This window comes from Geobacillus stearothermophilus ATCC 12980, from assembly GCF_030369615.1.
Lineage (GTDB): Bacteria > Bacillota > Bacilli > Bacillales > Anoxybacillaceae > Geobacillus > Geobacillus stearothermophilus.
This window is the reverse complement of the sequence record NZ_CP128494.1, coordinates 2,471,880-2,487,388: the sequence shown is the minus strand read 5'-3', so window position 1 is coordinate 2,487,388 and position 15,509 is coordinate 2,471,880. Positions and strand designations below refer to the sequence as shown.

The 15,509-nt window shown below is 57.5% G+C and carries 15 protein-coding genes and 1 pseudogene; all 16 read left to right on the top strand.

Annotated elements, in window-relative coordinates; genetic code table 11:
* Positions 1-16: 16 nt before the first annotated feature.
* The 16 genes and pseudogenes from uvrA (at position 17) to hisIE (ending at position 15,468) form a co-directional block, all read left to right on the top strand.
* Positions 17-2,875 (top strand): excinuclease ABC subunit UvrA, encoded by a 2,859-nt coding sequence (gene uvrA, locus QSJ10_RS13610; RefSeq protein WP_049625150.1) that lies wholly within the window; start codon positions 17-19, stop codon positions 2,873-2,875.
* Between the two features lie 128 nt (positions 2,876-3,003).
* Positions 3,004-3,330 carry a magnetosome magnetite crystal formation protein family gene (locus QSJ10_RS13605; RefSeq protein WP_011232554.1) on the top strand — a complete coding sequence of 109 codons (327 nt, stop codon included), beginning with the start codon at positions 3,004-3,006 and terminating at the stop codon, positions 3,328-3,330.
* Between the two features lie 102 nt (positions 3,331-3,432).
* Positions 3,433-3,795 carry a phage holin family protein gene (locus QSJ10_RS13600; protein WP_033015030.1) on the top strand — a complete coding sequence of 121 codons (363 nt, stop codon included), beginning with the start codon at positions 3,433-3,435 and terminating at the stop codon, positions 3,793-3,795.
* A gap of 249 nt (positions 3,796-4,044) precedes the next feature.
* Entirely contained in the window at positions 4,045-4,980 is a 936-nt protein-coding gene (hprK, locus tag QSJ10_RS13595) for an HPr(Ser) kinase/phosphatase (protein ID WP_033015032.1), read from the top strand.
* 66 nt (positions 4,981-5,046) lie between these two features.
* Positions 5,047-5,859: a prolipoprotein diacylglyceryl transferase gene (gene lgt / locus QSJ10_RS13590; protein ID WP_033015140.1), complete on the top strand. Its 813-nt coding sequence runs from the start codon at positions 5,047-5,049 to the stop codon at positions 5,857-5,859.
* Between the two features lie 229 nt (positions 5,860-6,088).
* A pseudogene (locus QSJ10_RS13585) lies at positions 6,089-7,028 on the top strand (nucleoside recognition domain-containing protein).
* Positions 7,025-7,669, top strand: coding sequence for a pyrophosphatase PpaX (gene ppaX, locus QSJ10_RS13580; RefSeq protein ID WP_033015037.1), 645 nt, complete (start codon positions 7,025-7,027; stop codon positions 7,667-7,669). Before QSJ10_RS13585 ends, ppaX begins: the two are co-directional and overlap by 4 nt.
* A gap of 20 nt (positions 7,670-7,689) precedes the next feature.
* A complete protein-coding gene (locus QSJ10_RS13575; RefSeq protein WP_033012103.1) occupies positions 7,690-8,187 on the top strand; it encodes an acyltransferase in 498 nt (165 codons plus the stop codon).
* A 304-nt stretch (positions 8,188-8,491) separates the two neighbouring features.
* A complete protein-coding gene (locus QSJ10_RS13570) occupies positions 8,492-9,667 on the top strand; it encodes an ATP phosphoribosyltransferase regulatory subunit (RefSeq protein ID WP_033015039.1) in 1,176 nt (391 codons plus the stop codon).
* Between the two features lie 175 nt (positions 9,668-9,842).
* Entirely contained in the window at positions 9,843-10,466 is a 624-nt protein-coding gene (hisG, locus tag QSJ10_RS13565) for an ATP phosphoribosyltransferase (protein WP_033012052.1), read from the top strand.
* A gap of 136 nt (positions 10,467-10,602) precedes the next feature.
* A complete protein-coding gene (hisD, locus tag QSJ10_RS13560; RefSeq protein WP_033015041.1) occupies positions 10,603-11,877 on the top strand; it encodes a histidinol dehydrogenase in 1,275 nt (424 codons plus the stop codon).
* Between the two features lie 3 nt (positions 11,878-11,880).
* Positions 11,881-12,468: an imidazoleglycerol-phosphate dehydratase HisB gene (gene hisB, locus QSJ10_RS13555; protein WP_033015142.1), complete on the top strand. Its 588-nt coding sequence runs from the start codon at positions 11,881-11,883 to the stop codon at positions 12,466-12,468.
* A 225-nt stretch (positions 12,469-12,693) separates the two neighbouring features.
* A complete protein-coding gene (gene hisH / locus QSJ10_RS13550; RefSeq protein ID WP_053532258.1) occupies positions 12,694-13,335 on the top strand; it encodes an imidazole glycerol phosphate synthase subunit HisH in 642 nt (213 codons plus the stop codon).
* A complete protein-coding gene (hisA, locus tag QSJ10_RS13545) occupies positions 13,335-14,069 on the top strand; it encodes a 1-(5-phosphoribosyl)-5-[(5-phosphoribosylamino)methylideneamino]imidazole-4-carboxamide isomerase (protein WP_053532259.1) in 735 nt (244 codons plus the stop codon). The genes hisH and hisA overlap by 1 nt, the downstream gene beginning before the upstream one ends.
* Positions 14,066-14,824, top strand: a complete 759-nt coding sequence (gene hisF, locus QSJ10_RS13540; RefSeq protein ID WP_049625142.1) for an imidazole glycerol phosphate synthase subunit HisF — start codon at positions 14,066-14,068, stop codon at positions 14,822-14,824. The genes hisA and hisF overlap by 4 nt, the downstream gene beginning before the upstream one ends.
* Positions 14,821-15,468 carry a bifunctional phosphoribosyl-AMP cyclohydrolase/phosphoribosyl-ATP diphosphatase HisIE gene (gene hisIE, locus QSJ10_RS13535; protein ID WP_033015053.1) on the top strand — a complete coding sequence of 216 codons (648 nt, stop codon included), beginning with the start codon at positions 14,821-14,823 and terminating at the stop codon, positions 15,466-15,468. The genes hisF and hisIE overlap by 4 nt, the downstream gene beginning before the upstream one ends.
* Positions 15,469-15,509: the final 41 nt, after the last annotated feature.

The window sequence follows — 15,509 nt, the reverse complement described above, 5'->3', positions numbered from 1 at the left end:
TGGCCGGGTGAACGGAATGGAGAAAATCATTGTCAAAGGGGCGCGCGCCCACAACTTGAAAAACATTGACGTTGAAATCCCGCGCGGCAAGCTCGTCGTCTTGACCGGGCTGTCCGGGTCGGGGAAGTCGTCGCTGGCGTTTGATACGATTTACGCGGAAGGTCAGCGACGCTACGTCGAATCGCTGTCGGCGTACGCCCGCCAGTTTTTAGGGCAGATGGAAAAACCGGACGTCGATGCGATTGAAGGATTGTCGCCGGCCATTTCGATCGACCAAAAAACGACGAGCCGCAACCCGCGCTCAACCGTCGGCACGGTGACAGAAATTTACGATTACTTGCGGCTTCTATTCGCCCGCATCGGCCGCCCTGTTTGTCCGACGCACGGCATTGAAATCCAATCGCAGACGATCGAGCAAATGGTCGACCGGCTGCTTGCTTACCCGGAGCGGACGAAAATGCAAATTTTGGCGCCGATCGTCTCGGGAAAAAAAGGGACGCACGCCAAGACATTGGAGGATATTCGCAAACAAGGGTATGTGCGCGTTCGCATTGACGGTGAGATGCGCGAGTTGACGGAGGACATTGAGCTGGAAAAAAACAAAAAACATTCGATTGATGTCGTCGTCGACCGGGTTGTCATCAAGGACGGCATCGCATCAAGGCTTGCCGATTCGTTGGAGACGGCGCTGAAGCTCGCCGACGGCAAAGTGGTCGTTGACGTGATCGGCGAGGGGGAGCTCTTGTTCAGTGAAAAGCACGCTTGTCCGTACTGCGGCTTTTCGATCGGGGAGCTTGAACCGCGCCTCTTTTCGTTCAACAGTCCGTTCGGCGCCTGCCCGGACTGCGACGGGCTCGGGGTGAAGCTCGAAGTGGATCTCGATTTGGTCATCCCGAACGATGAGCTGACGTTAAAAGAACACGCCATCGCTCCGTGGGAGCCGCAAAGCTCGCAATACTACCCGCAGCTGCTCGAAGCTGTGTGCCGCCACTACGGCATCCCGATGGACGTGCCGGTGAAGGAGTTGCCGAAAGAGCAGCTCGCGAAAATTTTGTACGGCAGCGGCGGTGAGCCGATTTATTTCCGCTATACGAACGATTTTGGCCAAGTGCGTGAACAATACATCGCATTTGAAGGCGTCGTTCGCAACATCGAGCGCCGCTACCGGGAGACAAGCTCCGATTACATTCGCGAGCAGATGGAAAAGTATATGGCGGAACAACCGTGTCCGACATGCCAAGGCTACCGGCTGAAAAAAGAAAGCCTGGCCGTCCTTGTCGGCGGCAAGCATATCGGCGAGGTCACCGCCATGTCGGTGACCGAGGCGCTCGCCTTTTTTGACGGGCTCGAGCTGACCGAAAAAGAGGCGCAAATCGCCCGCCTTATTTTGCGTGAAATTCGCGACCGGCTCGGCTTTTTGCAAAACGTCGGCCTCGACTATTTGACGCTCAGCCGTTCAGCCGGCACGCTCTCCGGCGGCGAGGCGCAGCGCATCCGCTTGGCGACGCAAATCGGCTCGCGGCTGACGGGGGTGCTGTACGTCCTCGACGAGCCGTCGATCGGGCTTCATCAGCGCGACAACGATCGCTTGATCGCGACGTTGAAAAGCATGCGCGACCTCGGCAATACGCTCATTGTCGTGGAGCACGACGAGGATACGATGCTAGCCGCGGACTATTTGATTGACATCGGCCCGGGGGCGGGCATCCACGGCGGCGAGGTCGTCGCCGCCGGCACGCCGGAAGAGGTGATGGACAATCCGAACTCGCTCACCGGCCAGTATTTGTCAGGAAAAAAATTCATCCCGATTCCGGCCGAGCGGCGCCGTCCGGACGGACGTTGGCTTGAGGTGGTCGGCGCGCGCGAGCATAACTTGAAAAACGTATCGGTGAACATCCCGCTCGGCACGTTTGTCGCTGTCACCGGGGTGTCGGGCTCGGGCAAAAGCACGCTTGTCAACGAAGTGTTGTATAAGGCGCTGGCGCAAAAGCTCAACCGGGCGAAAGCCAAGCCGGGCGAGCATCGCGACATCCGCGGGCTGGAGCATCTCGACAAAGTGATTGACATCGACCAGTCGCCGATCGGCCGCACGCCACGGTCGAACCCGGCGACGTACACCGGGGTGTTTGACGACATCCGCGACGTGTTTGCCTCAACGAACGAAGCGAAAGTGCGCGGCTACAAAAAAGGGCGGTTCAGCTTCAATGTCAAAGGCGGGCGCTGCGAGGCGTGCCATGGCGATGGGATCATCAAAATTGAGATGCACTTTTTGCCGGACGTGTACGTCCCGTGCGAAGTGTGCCACGGCAAACGGTACAATCGTGAAACGCTCGAGGTGACGTATAAAGGGAAAAACATCGCCGATGTCTTGGACATGACGGTCGAAGATGCGCTCGACTTTTTCGCCTCGATCCCGAAAATCAAACGCAAGCTCGAGACGCTCTATGACGTCGGGCTTGGGTATATGAAGCTCGGTCAGCCGGCGACAACGCTCTCGGGCGGCGAGGCGCAGCGCGTCAAGCTCGCCGCTGAGCTTCACCGCCGCTCCAACGGCCGGACGCTCTACATTTTGGACGAGCCGACGACCGGGCTTCATGTCGATGACATCGCCCGGCTGCTTGACGTGCTCCATCGGCTCGTCGACAACGGTGATACCGTGCTTGTCATCGAGCATAATTTGGACGTCATCAAAACCGCGGACTATATTATTGATTTAGGCCCAGAGGGCGGCGACCGCGGCGGGCAAATCGTGGCCGTCGGCACGCCGGAAGAGGTGGCCGAGGTCGAGGCATCGCACACCGGCCGCTACTTAAAACCGATTCTCGAACGCGACCGGGCGCGCATGCAGGCGCAATATGAAGCGGCGAAGGCGTAAAGGCCTTTGCGGCTTTGTCCGCCGCTTGGGACACCGGCGGCCTCCGCCTTTTTTTGCCGTCGGCAGGAAACTTTTCCTAGCGGCCGTCGTATATACAGGTAAAGGAAACTTGGAAAGGGGATTGCCGATTGTCGACGAACAAAGTGTTATCCGCGCTTTGTTATTTCAGCGTCTTTTTTGCGCCGTTCATTTTGCCGATTGTCGTCTATTTTGTTGTCGAAGATCTTGAAGTCAAACGCCATGCGAAGCGGTCGCTCGTGTCGCATTTGATTCCGGCCGTTACGATCCTCTTGTTCATTGCGTTGGCCGCGTCGCCGGTGCTGTTCGGCCATTGGGGCGAGGAATCGCTTCTTTTTGGCGGCGGGCTCGTCTGGCTTGGGTTCCTCGTTGCTGGGGCGGTGAATCTTGTTGTCATTGTTTGGAATGTCATAAAAGGGATTCAAGTGTTAAAATAAGAGAAAGCGCCCGTTTGCCGGCGAATGCCGTGGCCCCGTTTCTTTGGGACTGTAACAAGGTGTGGCCGGCGGGCGCGAGACTCGAATAAAGATGGTGATGAAATGCTCAATTGGCTGATCGGTGTGTTGATCAATACGGTGTTGCTCATGGCGATTGACGGCTATTTTGACGATATTCACTTCAGCGGCATCGGCGCGGCGTTTTTGGCGAGCGTGATTTTGGCGGTGCTCAACGCCGTCGTTCGCCCGGTGCTCATCTTGTTGACGCTGCCGGTGACCGTGTTGACGCTCGGTTTGTTTTTGTTTGTCATTAACGCCATCACGCTCATGATGACTGCAGGGCTGATGGGCGATGCGTTTCAAATCGGCGGCTTTGGCACGGCGCTGCTTGCGTCGATCGTCTTGTCGTTTTTCCATTTGCTTGTGCAAAAAGCGGTGATCGAGCCGCTCCACAACCGGTCGTAACGGGGCGTGATCCATTGGAAGGCCGGTGGCGCCATGGTTTTTCCGTGATCGTGTGAAAAGATGGCGAATGCGGCAAGAGGTTGCAATGGGAGAAACGATGCGGTGAAGATCGTTTCGGTTTGATGTGTTTGGCTTGATCGGGACGGGGTGAGCCGTCCCTGTTTTGTTTTCCCCGATGTTTTCCATTCAAGGGCGGAACGAAACGTGTTACAATGGAAGAAAGATGAAGAAAGGGGAGAAAGGCGACGTATGCCAAAAGTGCGGACGAAAGACATCATTGAACAGTTCCAGCTCGAGCTCGTCAGCGGCGCGGAGGGCATTTACCGCCCGATTACGACAAGCGATTTGTCGCGGCCGGGGATTGAAATGGCCGGCTATTTCGCCTATTACCCGGCGGAGCGTCTGCAGTTGCTCGGACGGAAGGAGCTGTCGTTTTATGAAATGTTGACGCCGGAAGAAAAAAAGTCGCGGATGGAACGGCTTTGCACGGACATTACGCCAGGGATCATCGTCTCGCGTGGACTTGAGGTTCCGCCGGAGCTGATCGAAGCGTCTGAGCGCCAGTCGGTGCCGGTCATGCGCTCGACGATGAAAACGACCCGCCTGTCAAGCCGATTGACAAACTATTTGGAAAGCAAGCTCGCCCCCACCACCGCGGTGCACGGGGTGTTGGTCGATGTGTACGGCATCGGGGTGTTGATCACGGGCAAAAGCGGCGTCGGCAAAAGCGAAACGGCGCTGGAGCTCGTCAAACGCGGCCATCGGTTGGTCGTCGACGACTGTGTGGAAATCCGCCAAGAAGATGAAGATACGCTCGTCGGCAGCGCGCCCGAGTTGATTGAACATTTGCTCGAAATTCGCGGACTTGGCATCATCAACATGATGACTCTGTTCGGCGCCGGGGCGGTGCGGACGCATAAGCGCATTTCGCTCGTCATCGATTTGGAGTTGTGGGACCCGGACAAACAGTACGACCGGCTTGGGTTGAAAGAAGAGAAAGTGAAAATTTTGGACACGGAATTGCCGAAATTGACGATTCCGGTCCGCCCAGGGCGCAACTTGGCGGTCATCGTCGAAGTGGCGGCGATGAATTTCCGTCTGAAGCGGCTCGGGGTCAACGCGGCTGAGGAGTTTTCGGCGCGATTGAGCGACGCCATCGAAGACGGCGCGCACGATTACGACTGATCGTCGGCGTTTCTTGCGTCAAAGGAATGGATCTCGTTTGGGCATGGAGCATAGGAGGTGGAAACGATGGAATCGACGATTCAGCCGCTTGACCGCGTGTTTTTGCACCTTGGCCCTATTACGATTTATTGGTATGGGGTCATTATCGGCACCGGTGTGTTGATTGGGCTATGGCTCGCGACGCGCGAAGCGGTGCGGCTCGGCTTGCCGAAAGAGACGTTTGTCGATTTAGTGCTGTTTGCCGTGCCGATCGCCATTGTCTGCGCGCGGGCGTATTACGTGTTGTTTGAATGGCACTATTATTCAAAGCATTTGTCAGAGATTCCAAAAGTTTGGAAAGGCGGCCTCGCCATTCACGGCGGTTTGATCGGGGCGGTGGCGACGGGCGTGGTGTTCGCCCGCGCGCGCGGGCTGTCGTTTTGGAAGCTCGCCGATATTGCCGCACCAAGCATCATTTTAGGCCAGGCGATCGGGCGCTGGGGCAATTTTATGAACCAAGAGGCGCATGGCGGCCCTGTGTCGCGCCAGTTTCTTGAAAATTTGCATTTGCCGGATTGGATCATCAACCAAATGTACATTGACGGGCGCTATTGGCATCCGACGTTTTTGTACGAATCGCTTTGGAATTTGGCCGGTTTTTGTCTTTTGCTTTGGCTTCGGCGCGTCAACTTGCGGCGCGGAGAGCTGTTTTTGTCGTATTTGATTTGGTACTCGATCGGCCGCTTTTGGATTGAAGGGATGCGCACCGACAGCTTGATGCTCGCCGGCAGCCTGCGCGCGGCGCAAGTCGTGTCCGTGACGCTCATCGTTTTGTCCGTCGCGCTTTGGATCGTGCGCCGGACAAAAGGCTGGGCGGACGCGCGCTATCGGGATGAATAGCCGTTTGAGGCGGCGAAACGTTGCGGACTTGTTCGGTTTTCGGGAAACCGCGATGAATGCAGCCCCTTCGCCGCCGCGCTTCGCAGCGGGAACAATCTTGTCGGGGAGCTGCATTCCCGCTTTTTTCGGTTAGGTGCGGACGGATGAACAAGATGCGGTGCGCGGCATCCAGAGAATCAAGGTTTCACCGCATCGCGGTGATCAAGGCAAGCAAAGGAGAGAGGAGACCATGACAGGAACGTTGCAGCGCGGTGTGCTCGCCGGGCTGAAGACATCGTGGGCGCTGGGGAAAATCATTTTCCCCGTGACGCTCCTGTTGGCGTTGCTGCAGCCGACGCCGCTTTTTTCATGGATCATTGATGGGGTTACGCCGCTGATGAAATGGTTCGGCTTATCCGGCGATGCGGCTGTGCCGCTTGTGCTCGGCAATTTGCTTGGATTGTACGCGGCGATCGGGGCGATGCTGACGATCGAGTTGACGGTGAAGGAAGTGTTCATTCTCGCGGTCATGCTTTCCTTTTCCCATAACTTGATCGTCGAGTCATCCGTCGCCTCGCGCACCGGCATGAGCGTCTGGCTGATGATCGTCGTGCGCGTCGGGCTCGCTGTCGTGTCAGGTTTGTTGATCGCCCATCTATGGGACGGGGGGGCAGGAGATCGCCCAATACGGGTTTGTCACGCATGAAGCCGCCCCGCCGTCCGGCTGGGGAGAGATCATCTTGGCGGCGCTGAAAAAAGCGGCCGCCGGCATTGTGCAGCTTGTCGCGATCGTCATTCCGCTCATGACGGTCATTCAAATTTTAAAAGAACGCCATTGGATCGAAGCCGTTTCGCGCTGGATGGCGCCGGCGACGAAGATGCTGGGCATGAGCGCGAACACATCGCTCACGCTCGCTGCCGGGTTTGTGTTCGGCTTGGCGTACGGGGCGGGGGTGATGATTCAGGCGGCGAAAGAAGACGGCGTCTCGAAGCGCGACTTGACGCTGGCGTTCATTTTTCTCGTATCTTGCCATGCGGTCGTCGAAGATACGCTCATTTTCGTCCCGCTTGGCATCTCTGTTTGGCCGCTGCTTTTCATCCGCTTGGTGACGGCCGTATTGCTGACAATGGCGGTGGCGTTCGTTTGGCGCCGCTTTGAACAACCGACTAGAAAGGAAGCCGCTTCATGACGATTCGCACCATTTTGTTTGATCTTGACGGCACATTGATTGATACGAACGAGCTCATCATCCAGTCGTTTTTGCATACGTTGGAGAAGTACTATCCAGGCCGTTACAAACGTGAGGACGTCCTGCCGTTCATCGGCCCGTCGCTCTATGAAACGTTCGGCTCGCTCGATCCGGAACGGGTCGAGGAGATGGTGAAGACGTACCGCACGTTCAACCACGCCCATCATGACGAACTGATTCGCGAGTTTGACACCGTGTATGAAACGATCGAAACGCTCCACCGCCATGGCTTCCGCCTTGGCGTTGTGACGACGAAAATGCACGACACCGCCCTAATGGGGTTAAGAAAAACGCGGCTGGCGCCGTTTTTCTCGTGCGTCATCGGCCTCGATGACGTCACGAGGCCAAAGCCGGACCCCGAGCCGATTTACAAGGCGCTTGAGGTGCTGCAGTCAACACCGGACGAAGCGCTCATGGTCGGCGACAACTACCACGACATGTTGGCCGGCAAAAACGCCGGCGTCAAAACAGCCGGCGTCGCGTGGGCGATTAAAGGGCGCCAATATTTGGAACAATATAAACCGGACTATATGCTCGAGAAAATGAGCGACTTGCTCGCCATTGTCGGCATCAACGAATGAAAGGAGGAATCATCCTCCCGGTGAGACGAACGACCAAATACCCTGTCCAAGGAGCGAACTCGCTCTGGCAATTGTACCGCACCGTATCGTTTTGGAAAGTGCTGAAAAACGTCATCATCATTCAAATCGGGCGCTACACGCCGTTTTTGCCGCTAAAACGCTGGCTGTACCGCACGTTTCTCGGCATGAACATCGGCGAGCAAACGGCGCTCGCCTTTATGGTCATGCCGGACATTCTCTTCCCAGAAAAAATTCACATCGGCCGCAACTGCGTCATCGGCTACAACACGACGATTCTCGCCCACGAATATTTGGTTGACGAATACCGCCTCGGCGATGTCGTGATCGGCGATGAGGTGATGATCGGCGCGAACTCGACCATTTTGCCCGGCGTGGTGATCGGCGACCGCGCCGTCGTCGCCGCCGGCACGGTCGTTCATCAAGACGTCCCGCCCGGAGCGATGGTCGCCGGCTGCCCGATGCGCATCGTTCGCCGGAGTGAACCGCCTTCCGATTGAACGGGGGCGGTTTTCCATGTTGGAATAGGAAAAAAGGAAAGAAACAAAAAAGGAGAATTGGGGATTTTGGCAAGATGGATCGCCGCTATTTTCATTAGAGTGCAGATCACTGCCTATGCCGTGTGGAACGAAACGGACAAGCGCTTCTAGTTTTTTGAAGCGATCTTGTCCGTTTTGTTATTGGCAAAGCGTTTTCCCCTTGACGCTGTGGCCGCAAAGGAGTAAACTACTAATAACTTCACTTCTCTACCATATTAGCAAACTAAAGTATTTCCTGAAGTATTTCGATAAAGGGCGTGGGGACATGGCAAAAAAGCTGTTCATGTTTGAAAAACCGTTGGGCATGCGCGATACGCTGCCGTTTTTATATGAGTTGAAAAAGCAAGTGCGCTCGGTGATGGCGGAAGAAATTGAGCGCTGGGGGTACGAGTTTATCGAAACGCCGACGCTTGAGTATTATGAAACGGTCGGGGCGGCGTCGGCGATTGCCGATCATCGGCTGTTTAAGCTCCTCGATCAGCAAGGGCATACGCTCGTGCTTCGGCCCGATATGACGGCGCCGATCGCCCGGGTGGCGGCGTCAAGGCTTTATGACGACGGCAATCCGCTCCGGTTGGCGTACAACGCCAACGTGTTCCGCGCCCAGCAGCGCGAGGGCGGTCGGCCGGCGGAGTTTGAGCAGATCGGCGTCGAGCTGATCGGCGACGGCACGGTGGCCGCCGACGCCGAAGTCATCAGCTTAATGGTCGCGTTGTTGAAGCGCGTGGGGTTGGGCCGCTTTTCGGTGGCCATCGGCCATATCGGGTATGTCAATGCGCTGTTTTTGGAGATTTTAGGGAATGAGGAGCGGGCGAGTGTATTGCGCCGTTTTTTATATGAGAAAAATTACGTCGGTTACCGCGAACATGTGAAGTCGTGGCCGCTTTCGTCGATCGATCAAAAGCGGCTGTTGGATCTTCTTTCCTTGCGCGGCGGAACGGACGTGATCGAACAGGCGAAAACGCTCGTCACAAGCGAGGAGGGGCGGCGGGCGTCTGACGAGCTGGCGGCGCTCATGGCAGCGCTTCGGACGTATGGGGTGGCCGAGGCGGTGAAGCTCGATATGGCGCTTGTCAGCCATATGAGCTATTACACCGGCATTTTATTTGACGTGTACGCCGAGCAAGTCGGATTCCCGATCGGCAACGGCGGGCGGTATGATGATTTGCTGGCGAAGTTCTCGCGCCCGGCGCCGGCGACGGGGGTTGGGTTGCGCGTCGATCGGTTGATTGAGGCGATTGGGGAAACGGATGTGCGCGGCGACATCGAGTGCATCGTCTTTAGCCAAGAGCGGCTGGCGGAAGCGGTGGAGCTCGCCGAGGCGAAACGGGCGGAAGGCAAGCGCGTCGTCTTGCAGCATATTGCCGGCATTCGTGATATTGACGCCTACAGCCAGCGCTACCGGTCGATCGTCTATTTGCTTGGCCGCAGCGGGCAATGAATGCCGCAAAAAGAGGAGAACGTCTCGAACAGGAACGACTGGAACGGCTGTCGATGAGGCGGGAGATGGAACGGCTAAAGCCACGAGGGTGTCCGGCTGCGCTAGTTCGGCGAGAGGGAGAGTTTGGCGGAAAAGCGCCGCGTTTGCACATGACGACGAGCAGGGAGGAAGAGTGATGCTGACGATTGCGATGCCAAAAGGGCGCATTTTTGATGAGGCGGTCGAGCTGCTGCGGCGGGCGGATTATGTGCTGCCGCCGGAATTTGACGAGTCGCGCAAGCTTGTCATTGACGTGCCGGAGGAGCAGATGCGCTTTATTTTGGCGAAACCGATGGATGTCGTCACCTATGTCGAACATGGGGTGGCGGATTTGGGCATAGCGGGAAAAGATGTCTTAATGGAGGAAGAACGGAACGTCTATGAGCTGCTCGATTTGCACATCAGCCGCTGCCATTTGGCGGTCGCCGGGCTGCCCGGTGCCAAGATGAATGAAATCGCGCCAAGGGTGGCGACGAAATATCCAAACATCGCGTCGACGTATTTTCGCGAACAAGGTGAGCAAGTTGAGATCATCCGCCTAAACGGCTCGATCGAGCTCGCCCCGCTGATCGGCCTTGCCGACCGGATCGTCGATATCGTTTCGACCGGACGGACATTGAAAGAAAACGGGCTTGTCGAGCTGGAACGAATCGCCGAGGTGACGTCGCGCCTGATTGTCAACCCGGCGAGCTACCGGCTAAACGGCGGGGACATTGAGCGGTTGGTCGACCGATTGGCGGCGGTGATTCCACAACCATAGAAAAAGATGGAAACGGGCGGTTGTCCACAGAGAGCTTGATGGAGGCTCGGCGCGGCGTTGGCGGAACGGCGTCCGCGGCGCTGATGGGGGCTTGGTGGAGGAAAACGGATCGATGCTATAGAAAGGGGAGCGAACGATGAAAATCGAACGGATCCGAGGTGGCGTGTCGCTAAGGCGGACGATTGAAAGCGGAACGGAGGAGCAGCGGCGTGCGGTGCTCGATATCATCGCCGCTGTGCGCACCCGCGGCGACGAAGCGCTGAAAGAATACACGGAACGGTTTGACGGCGTCCGCTTGGATTCGCTCAAGGTGACGGAAGCGGAAATGAAGCGCGCGCATGCGGCGATGGACGCGGAGATGCTGGAGATCATTCGCCAAGCGGCGGCGAACATTCGCGACTACCATGAGCGGCAAAAGCGCGAATCATGGTGGATGACGAAAGAAGACGGCACCATTCTCGGACAAAAGGTGACGCCGCTCGATGCGGTCGGGTTGTACGTGCCAGGCGGGACGGCCGCTTATCCGTCGTCTGTGCTGATGAACGTTATTCCCGCACAAGTGGCGGGGGTGAAACGGATTGTCATCACCTCGCCGCCAAACAAAGATGGCACGCTCCCGGCTGGGGTGCTGGCCGCCGCCTATGAACTCGGCGTGACGGAAATTTACAAAGTCGGCGGCGCGCAGGCGATCGCCGCGCTTGCTTACGGGACGGAAACGATCCGGCCGGTTGACAAAATTTTCGGGCCGGGCAATATTTATGTGGCATTGGCGAAGCGGGAAGTGTTTGGGCATGTGGCGATCGACATGATCGCCGGGCCGAGCGAAATTGTCGTGCTCGCCGATGAGACGGCGCATGCGGATGAGATTGCGGCCGATTTGTTGTCGCAAGCCGAGCATGACGTGCGGGCGTCGGCCATTTTGGTGACGCCGTCGATGAAATTGGCGCTGGCGGTGGCGAGCGAAGTCGAACGGCAGCTGGAAACGCTGCCGCGCCGCGACATTGCCCAAGCGGCGCTCGAGAACTATGGCACCATTTACGTCACTGAGACGCTTGAGGAAGCGGTGGATGTCGTGAACGAACTGGCCCCGGAGCATTTGGAAGTGATGACGGCAGAACCGCTCGCGCTTTTCGGCCGGCTCCGCCATGCGGGAGCGATGTTTTTCGGCCGCTTCAGCTCCGAGCCGGTCGGCGACTATTTCGCCGGGCCGAACCACGTGCTGCCAACCAACGGCACGGCCAGATTCTCAAGCGGCTTGAGCGTTGACGAGTTTGTGAAAAAATCAAGCGTGATTGTTTACAGTGAAACCGCATTGAAACAACATGGCGACAAAATCGCCGCCTTTGCCCGCCTCGAGGGGCTAGAGGCGCACGCGCGCGCCATTGAGGTGCGGCTCGAGAAAGGGGAATGAATGATGGCAAGGGAAGCGATGATCGCAAGAACGACGAACGAGACGAGCATTGAGCTGCGTTTGGCGATTGACGGCGAAGGAAAAGCCGAACTGGAAACGGGCGTGCCGTTTTTAACCCATATGCTCGATTTGTTCGCCAAGCACGGCCAGTTCGATTTGCGCATTGACGCGAAAGGCGACACGCATATTGACGACCACCATACGACGGAAGACATCGGCATTTGCCTCGGGCAGGCGATCAAGGAAGCGCTTGGCGACAAAAAAGGAATCAAGCGGTACGGCAACGCGTTTGTGCCGATGGATGACGCCTTGGCGCAAGTTGTGATCGACTTGAGCAATCGCCCGCATTTTGAGTTTCGCGGCGAGTTTCCGGCAGCGAAAGTCGGCGCGTTTGATGTCGAGCTCGTGCATGAGTTTTTATGGAAACTGGCGCTTGAAGCGCGGATGAACTTGCATGTCATCGTCCATTACGGGCGCAATACGCACCATATGGTCGAAGCGGTGTTTAAGGCGCTCGGGCGGGCGCTCGATGAAGCAACGATGATCGACCCGCGCGTCAAAGGCGTTCCGTCGACAAAAGGGATGCTGTAGCCGATGGAGTGGGGCGCCCCCCGTGGGGAAAGAGTTCCGCAGGCGCAGGAAAGGCGGTCGGATCGAGGCAGCGCTTCCTGCGGGAAAAGCTCCATGGATGCAGGAAAGGCGACCGGATGCCAAGGAGAGGTTTGCACATGGAAGGAGCGCCGTAAAAAAGCATGCCGCCATACCGTTGTTCATTGAACAAGGGGATGGGCATGGATCAGGGAAGAAAGGAATGGGATGACGATGATCGGGATCATCGATTATGGCATGGGCAACTTATACAGCGTCCGCAAAGCGCTCGAGCGGCTCGGCTGCCCGTATATCGTGAGCGGCGACAAAGAGGAGCTCGAGCAGGCGCGCGGGCTGATTTTGCCCGGTGTCGGCTCGTTTCGCGATGCGATGCACATTTTAAATGAGACAGGCCTAGCTGCTTTCATCCGTTCGGCGGTTGAAAACGGCACGCCGCTGCTCGGCATTTGTTTAGGGATGCAGCTGTTGTTTGACGAAAGCGAAGAAAACGGGCCGACAAAAGGGCTTGGCTTGCTTCGCGGCCGCGTCGTCCGTTTTCCGGGCGTCACGAAAACCGGCGAGCCATACAAAGTGCCGCACATGGGCTGGAACCGGCTCCGCTTTCATCGTCCGTCGCCGCTCCTTCGTGGCGTCGAGGAAGGGCATGTGTATTTTGTCCATTCGTATTATGTCATTCCAGGGGATGAGGACGTCGTGCTCGCGAGCAGTGAATATGACGTTGATGTTCCGGCGGTCGTCGGGCGCGGCTGTGTGTTTGGCACACAGTTTCATCCGGAAAAAAGCGGTGCGGTCGGCATGAGCATCTTGAACAATTATGTCGGCATCGCCACGGGAAGGGGGAACGGCTGATGGCGGCGTTTACGATTTATCCGGCGATCGATATGCGCGGCGGCAAGTGCGTCCGCCTGCTGCAAGGCGATTACAACAAAGAAACGGTGTACGGCGATTCGCCGGTCGCGATGGCCGAGCAATTCGCGGCCCAAGGGGCGGAGTGGATTCATATGGTCGATTTGGACGGGGCGAAAGAAGGGCGGCGCGTCAACGACCGGTTTGTCATTGAAGCGGCCCGCCTGGGCGTCAACGTGCAAGTCGGCGGCGGCATCCGGACGGAAGAGGATATCGTGTATTATTTAGAAAATGGGGTCGCCCGCGTCATTTTAGGAAGCGCCGCCATTGCCGATCCGCCGTTTGTGAAAAAGATGCTCCAAACATACGGCCGCCGCATCGTGATTGGCATTGACGCCCGCGACGGCTTCGTGGCGACGGAAGGGTGGCTGGCGACGTCCAACGTGAAAGCGGAAGAACTCGGGCGGATGCTCGCCGAGGCGGGGGTGGAGACGTTTATCTTTACGGACATTGCAACGGACGGCACGCTGTCGGGCCCGAACATCGCCGCCGCGGTCCGGTTGGCCGAGGCGACGGGAAAAGAAGTGATTGCTTCTGGCGGCGTCAGCTCGCTTGACGATTTGCGCGCGCTCTGCCAATATGCTGGACAAGGCATCGGCGGTGCGATCGTCGGCAAGGCGCTTTATACGAATCAGTTTACGCTAGCGGAAGCGTTAAAGGCGGTGAGCGAGCGATGATCACGAAACGCATCATCCCGTGCCTCGATGTGAAAGACGGCCGCGTCGTCAAAGGAGTGCAATTTGTCCAGCTGCGCGATGCCGGCGACCCGGTGGAGCTGGCGAAGGCGTACGATGAGCAAGGGGCGGACGAGCTCGTCTTTTTGGACATCTCCGCTTCCCATGAAGGCCGGAAAACGATGGTCGATGTCGTCGAGCGCGTCGCTGCCGAGCTCGCCATTCCGTTTACGGTCGGCGGGGGGATTCATTCGCTTGACGATATGAAGCGGATGCTGCGCGCCGGGGCCGACAAAGTATCGCTCAACACCGCCGCGGTGCTCCATCCGGCCTTGATCGCAGAAGGGGCGGACTTTTTCGGCTCGCAATGCATCGTCGTTGCCATTGACGCGAAATACGATGAAACGCTTGGTTCATGGCGCGTCTATACGCACGGCGGCCGCAACGCGACCGAATGGGAAGTGGTCGCGTGGGCGCAGGAAGCGGTCCGTCTTGGCGCCGGGGAGATTTTGCTGACGAGCATGGATGCCGATGGCGGCAAAAACGGTTTTGATATTGCCTTGACGCGGCGGGTGAGCGAAGCGGTCAGCGTTCCGGTCATTGCGTCCGGCGGCGCCGGCAAGGCCGAGCATTTCCTCGAAGCGTTCGAAAAAGGGAAAGCGGACGCGGCGCTGGCGGCATCGATTTTCCATTACAAAGAAACGTCGGTCGGACAAGTGAAAGCGTACTTGAAAGAAAGAGGGGTGAACGTGCGATGACGGCAGACATTCGCTTTGATGAAAAAGGGCTGGTGCCCGCGATCGTCCAAGATGCGCAAAGCAAGGAAGTGCTCACGCTCGCCTATATGAACAAAGAGTCGCTCGAAAAAACGATCGAGACCGGAGAAACATGGTTTTACAGCCGCTCGCGCCAAGAGTTGTGGCATAAAGGGGCGACATCTGGAAACGTGCAGCGCGTTGTCGACATCCGCTACGACTGCGACGCCGATGCGTTGCTCGTGCTCATCGAGCCGGCGGGTCCGGCGTGCCATACGGGCGCGTATTCGTGCTTTTCCCGCTCGCTGGACGGCGCGGCGCGCGCGCCGCAGGCCGACCGGTTCGCCATTTTGAACGAGCTCGAACAGATCATCGCCAAGCGCGACGCCGAACGGCCAGAAGGGTCGTACACGACGTATTTGTTTGAAAAAGGCGTCGATAAGATTTTGAAAAAAGTCGGCGAAGAAGCGGCCGAAGTGATTATTGCGGCGAAAAACCGGAGTCATGACGAGCTGAAATGGGAAGCGGCTGATTTGTTGTACCATTTGCTTGTGCTGTTGCGGGAACAAAAGTTGCCGCTTGACGCCGTGCTGGCAACGCTTGCCGAGCGGCACGCACAAAAAACGGAAGCAGCGGAACAAACCTAATCGTAAGCCGATGGTTGGCGAAGGCTTGTTCACGGGAACGA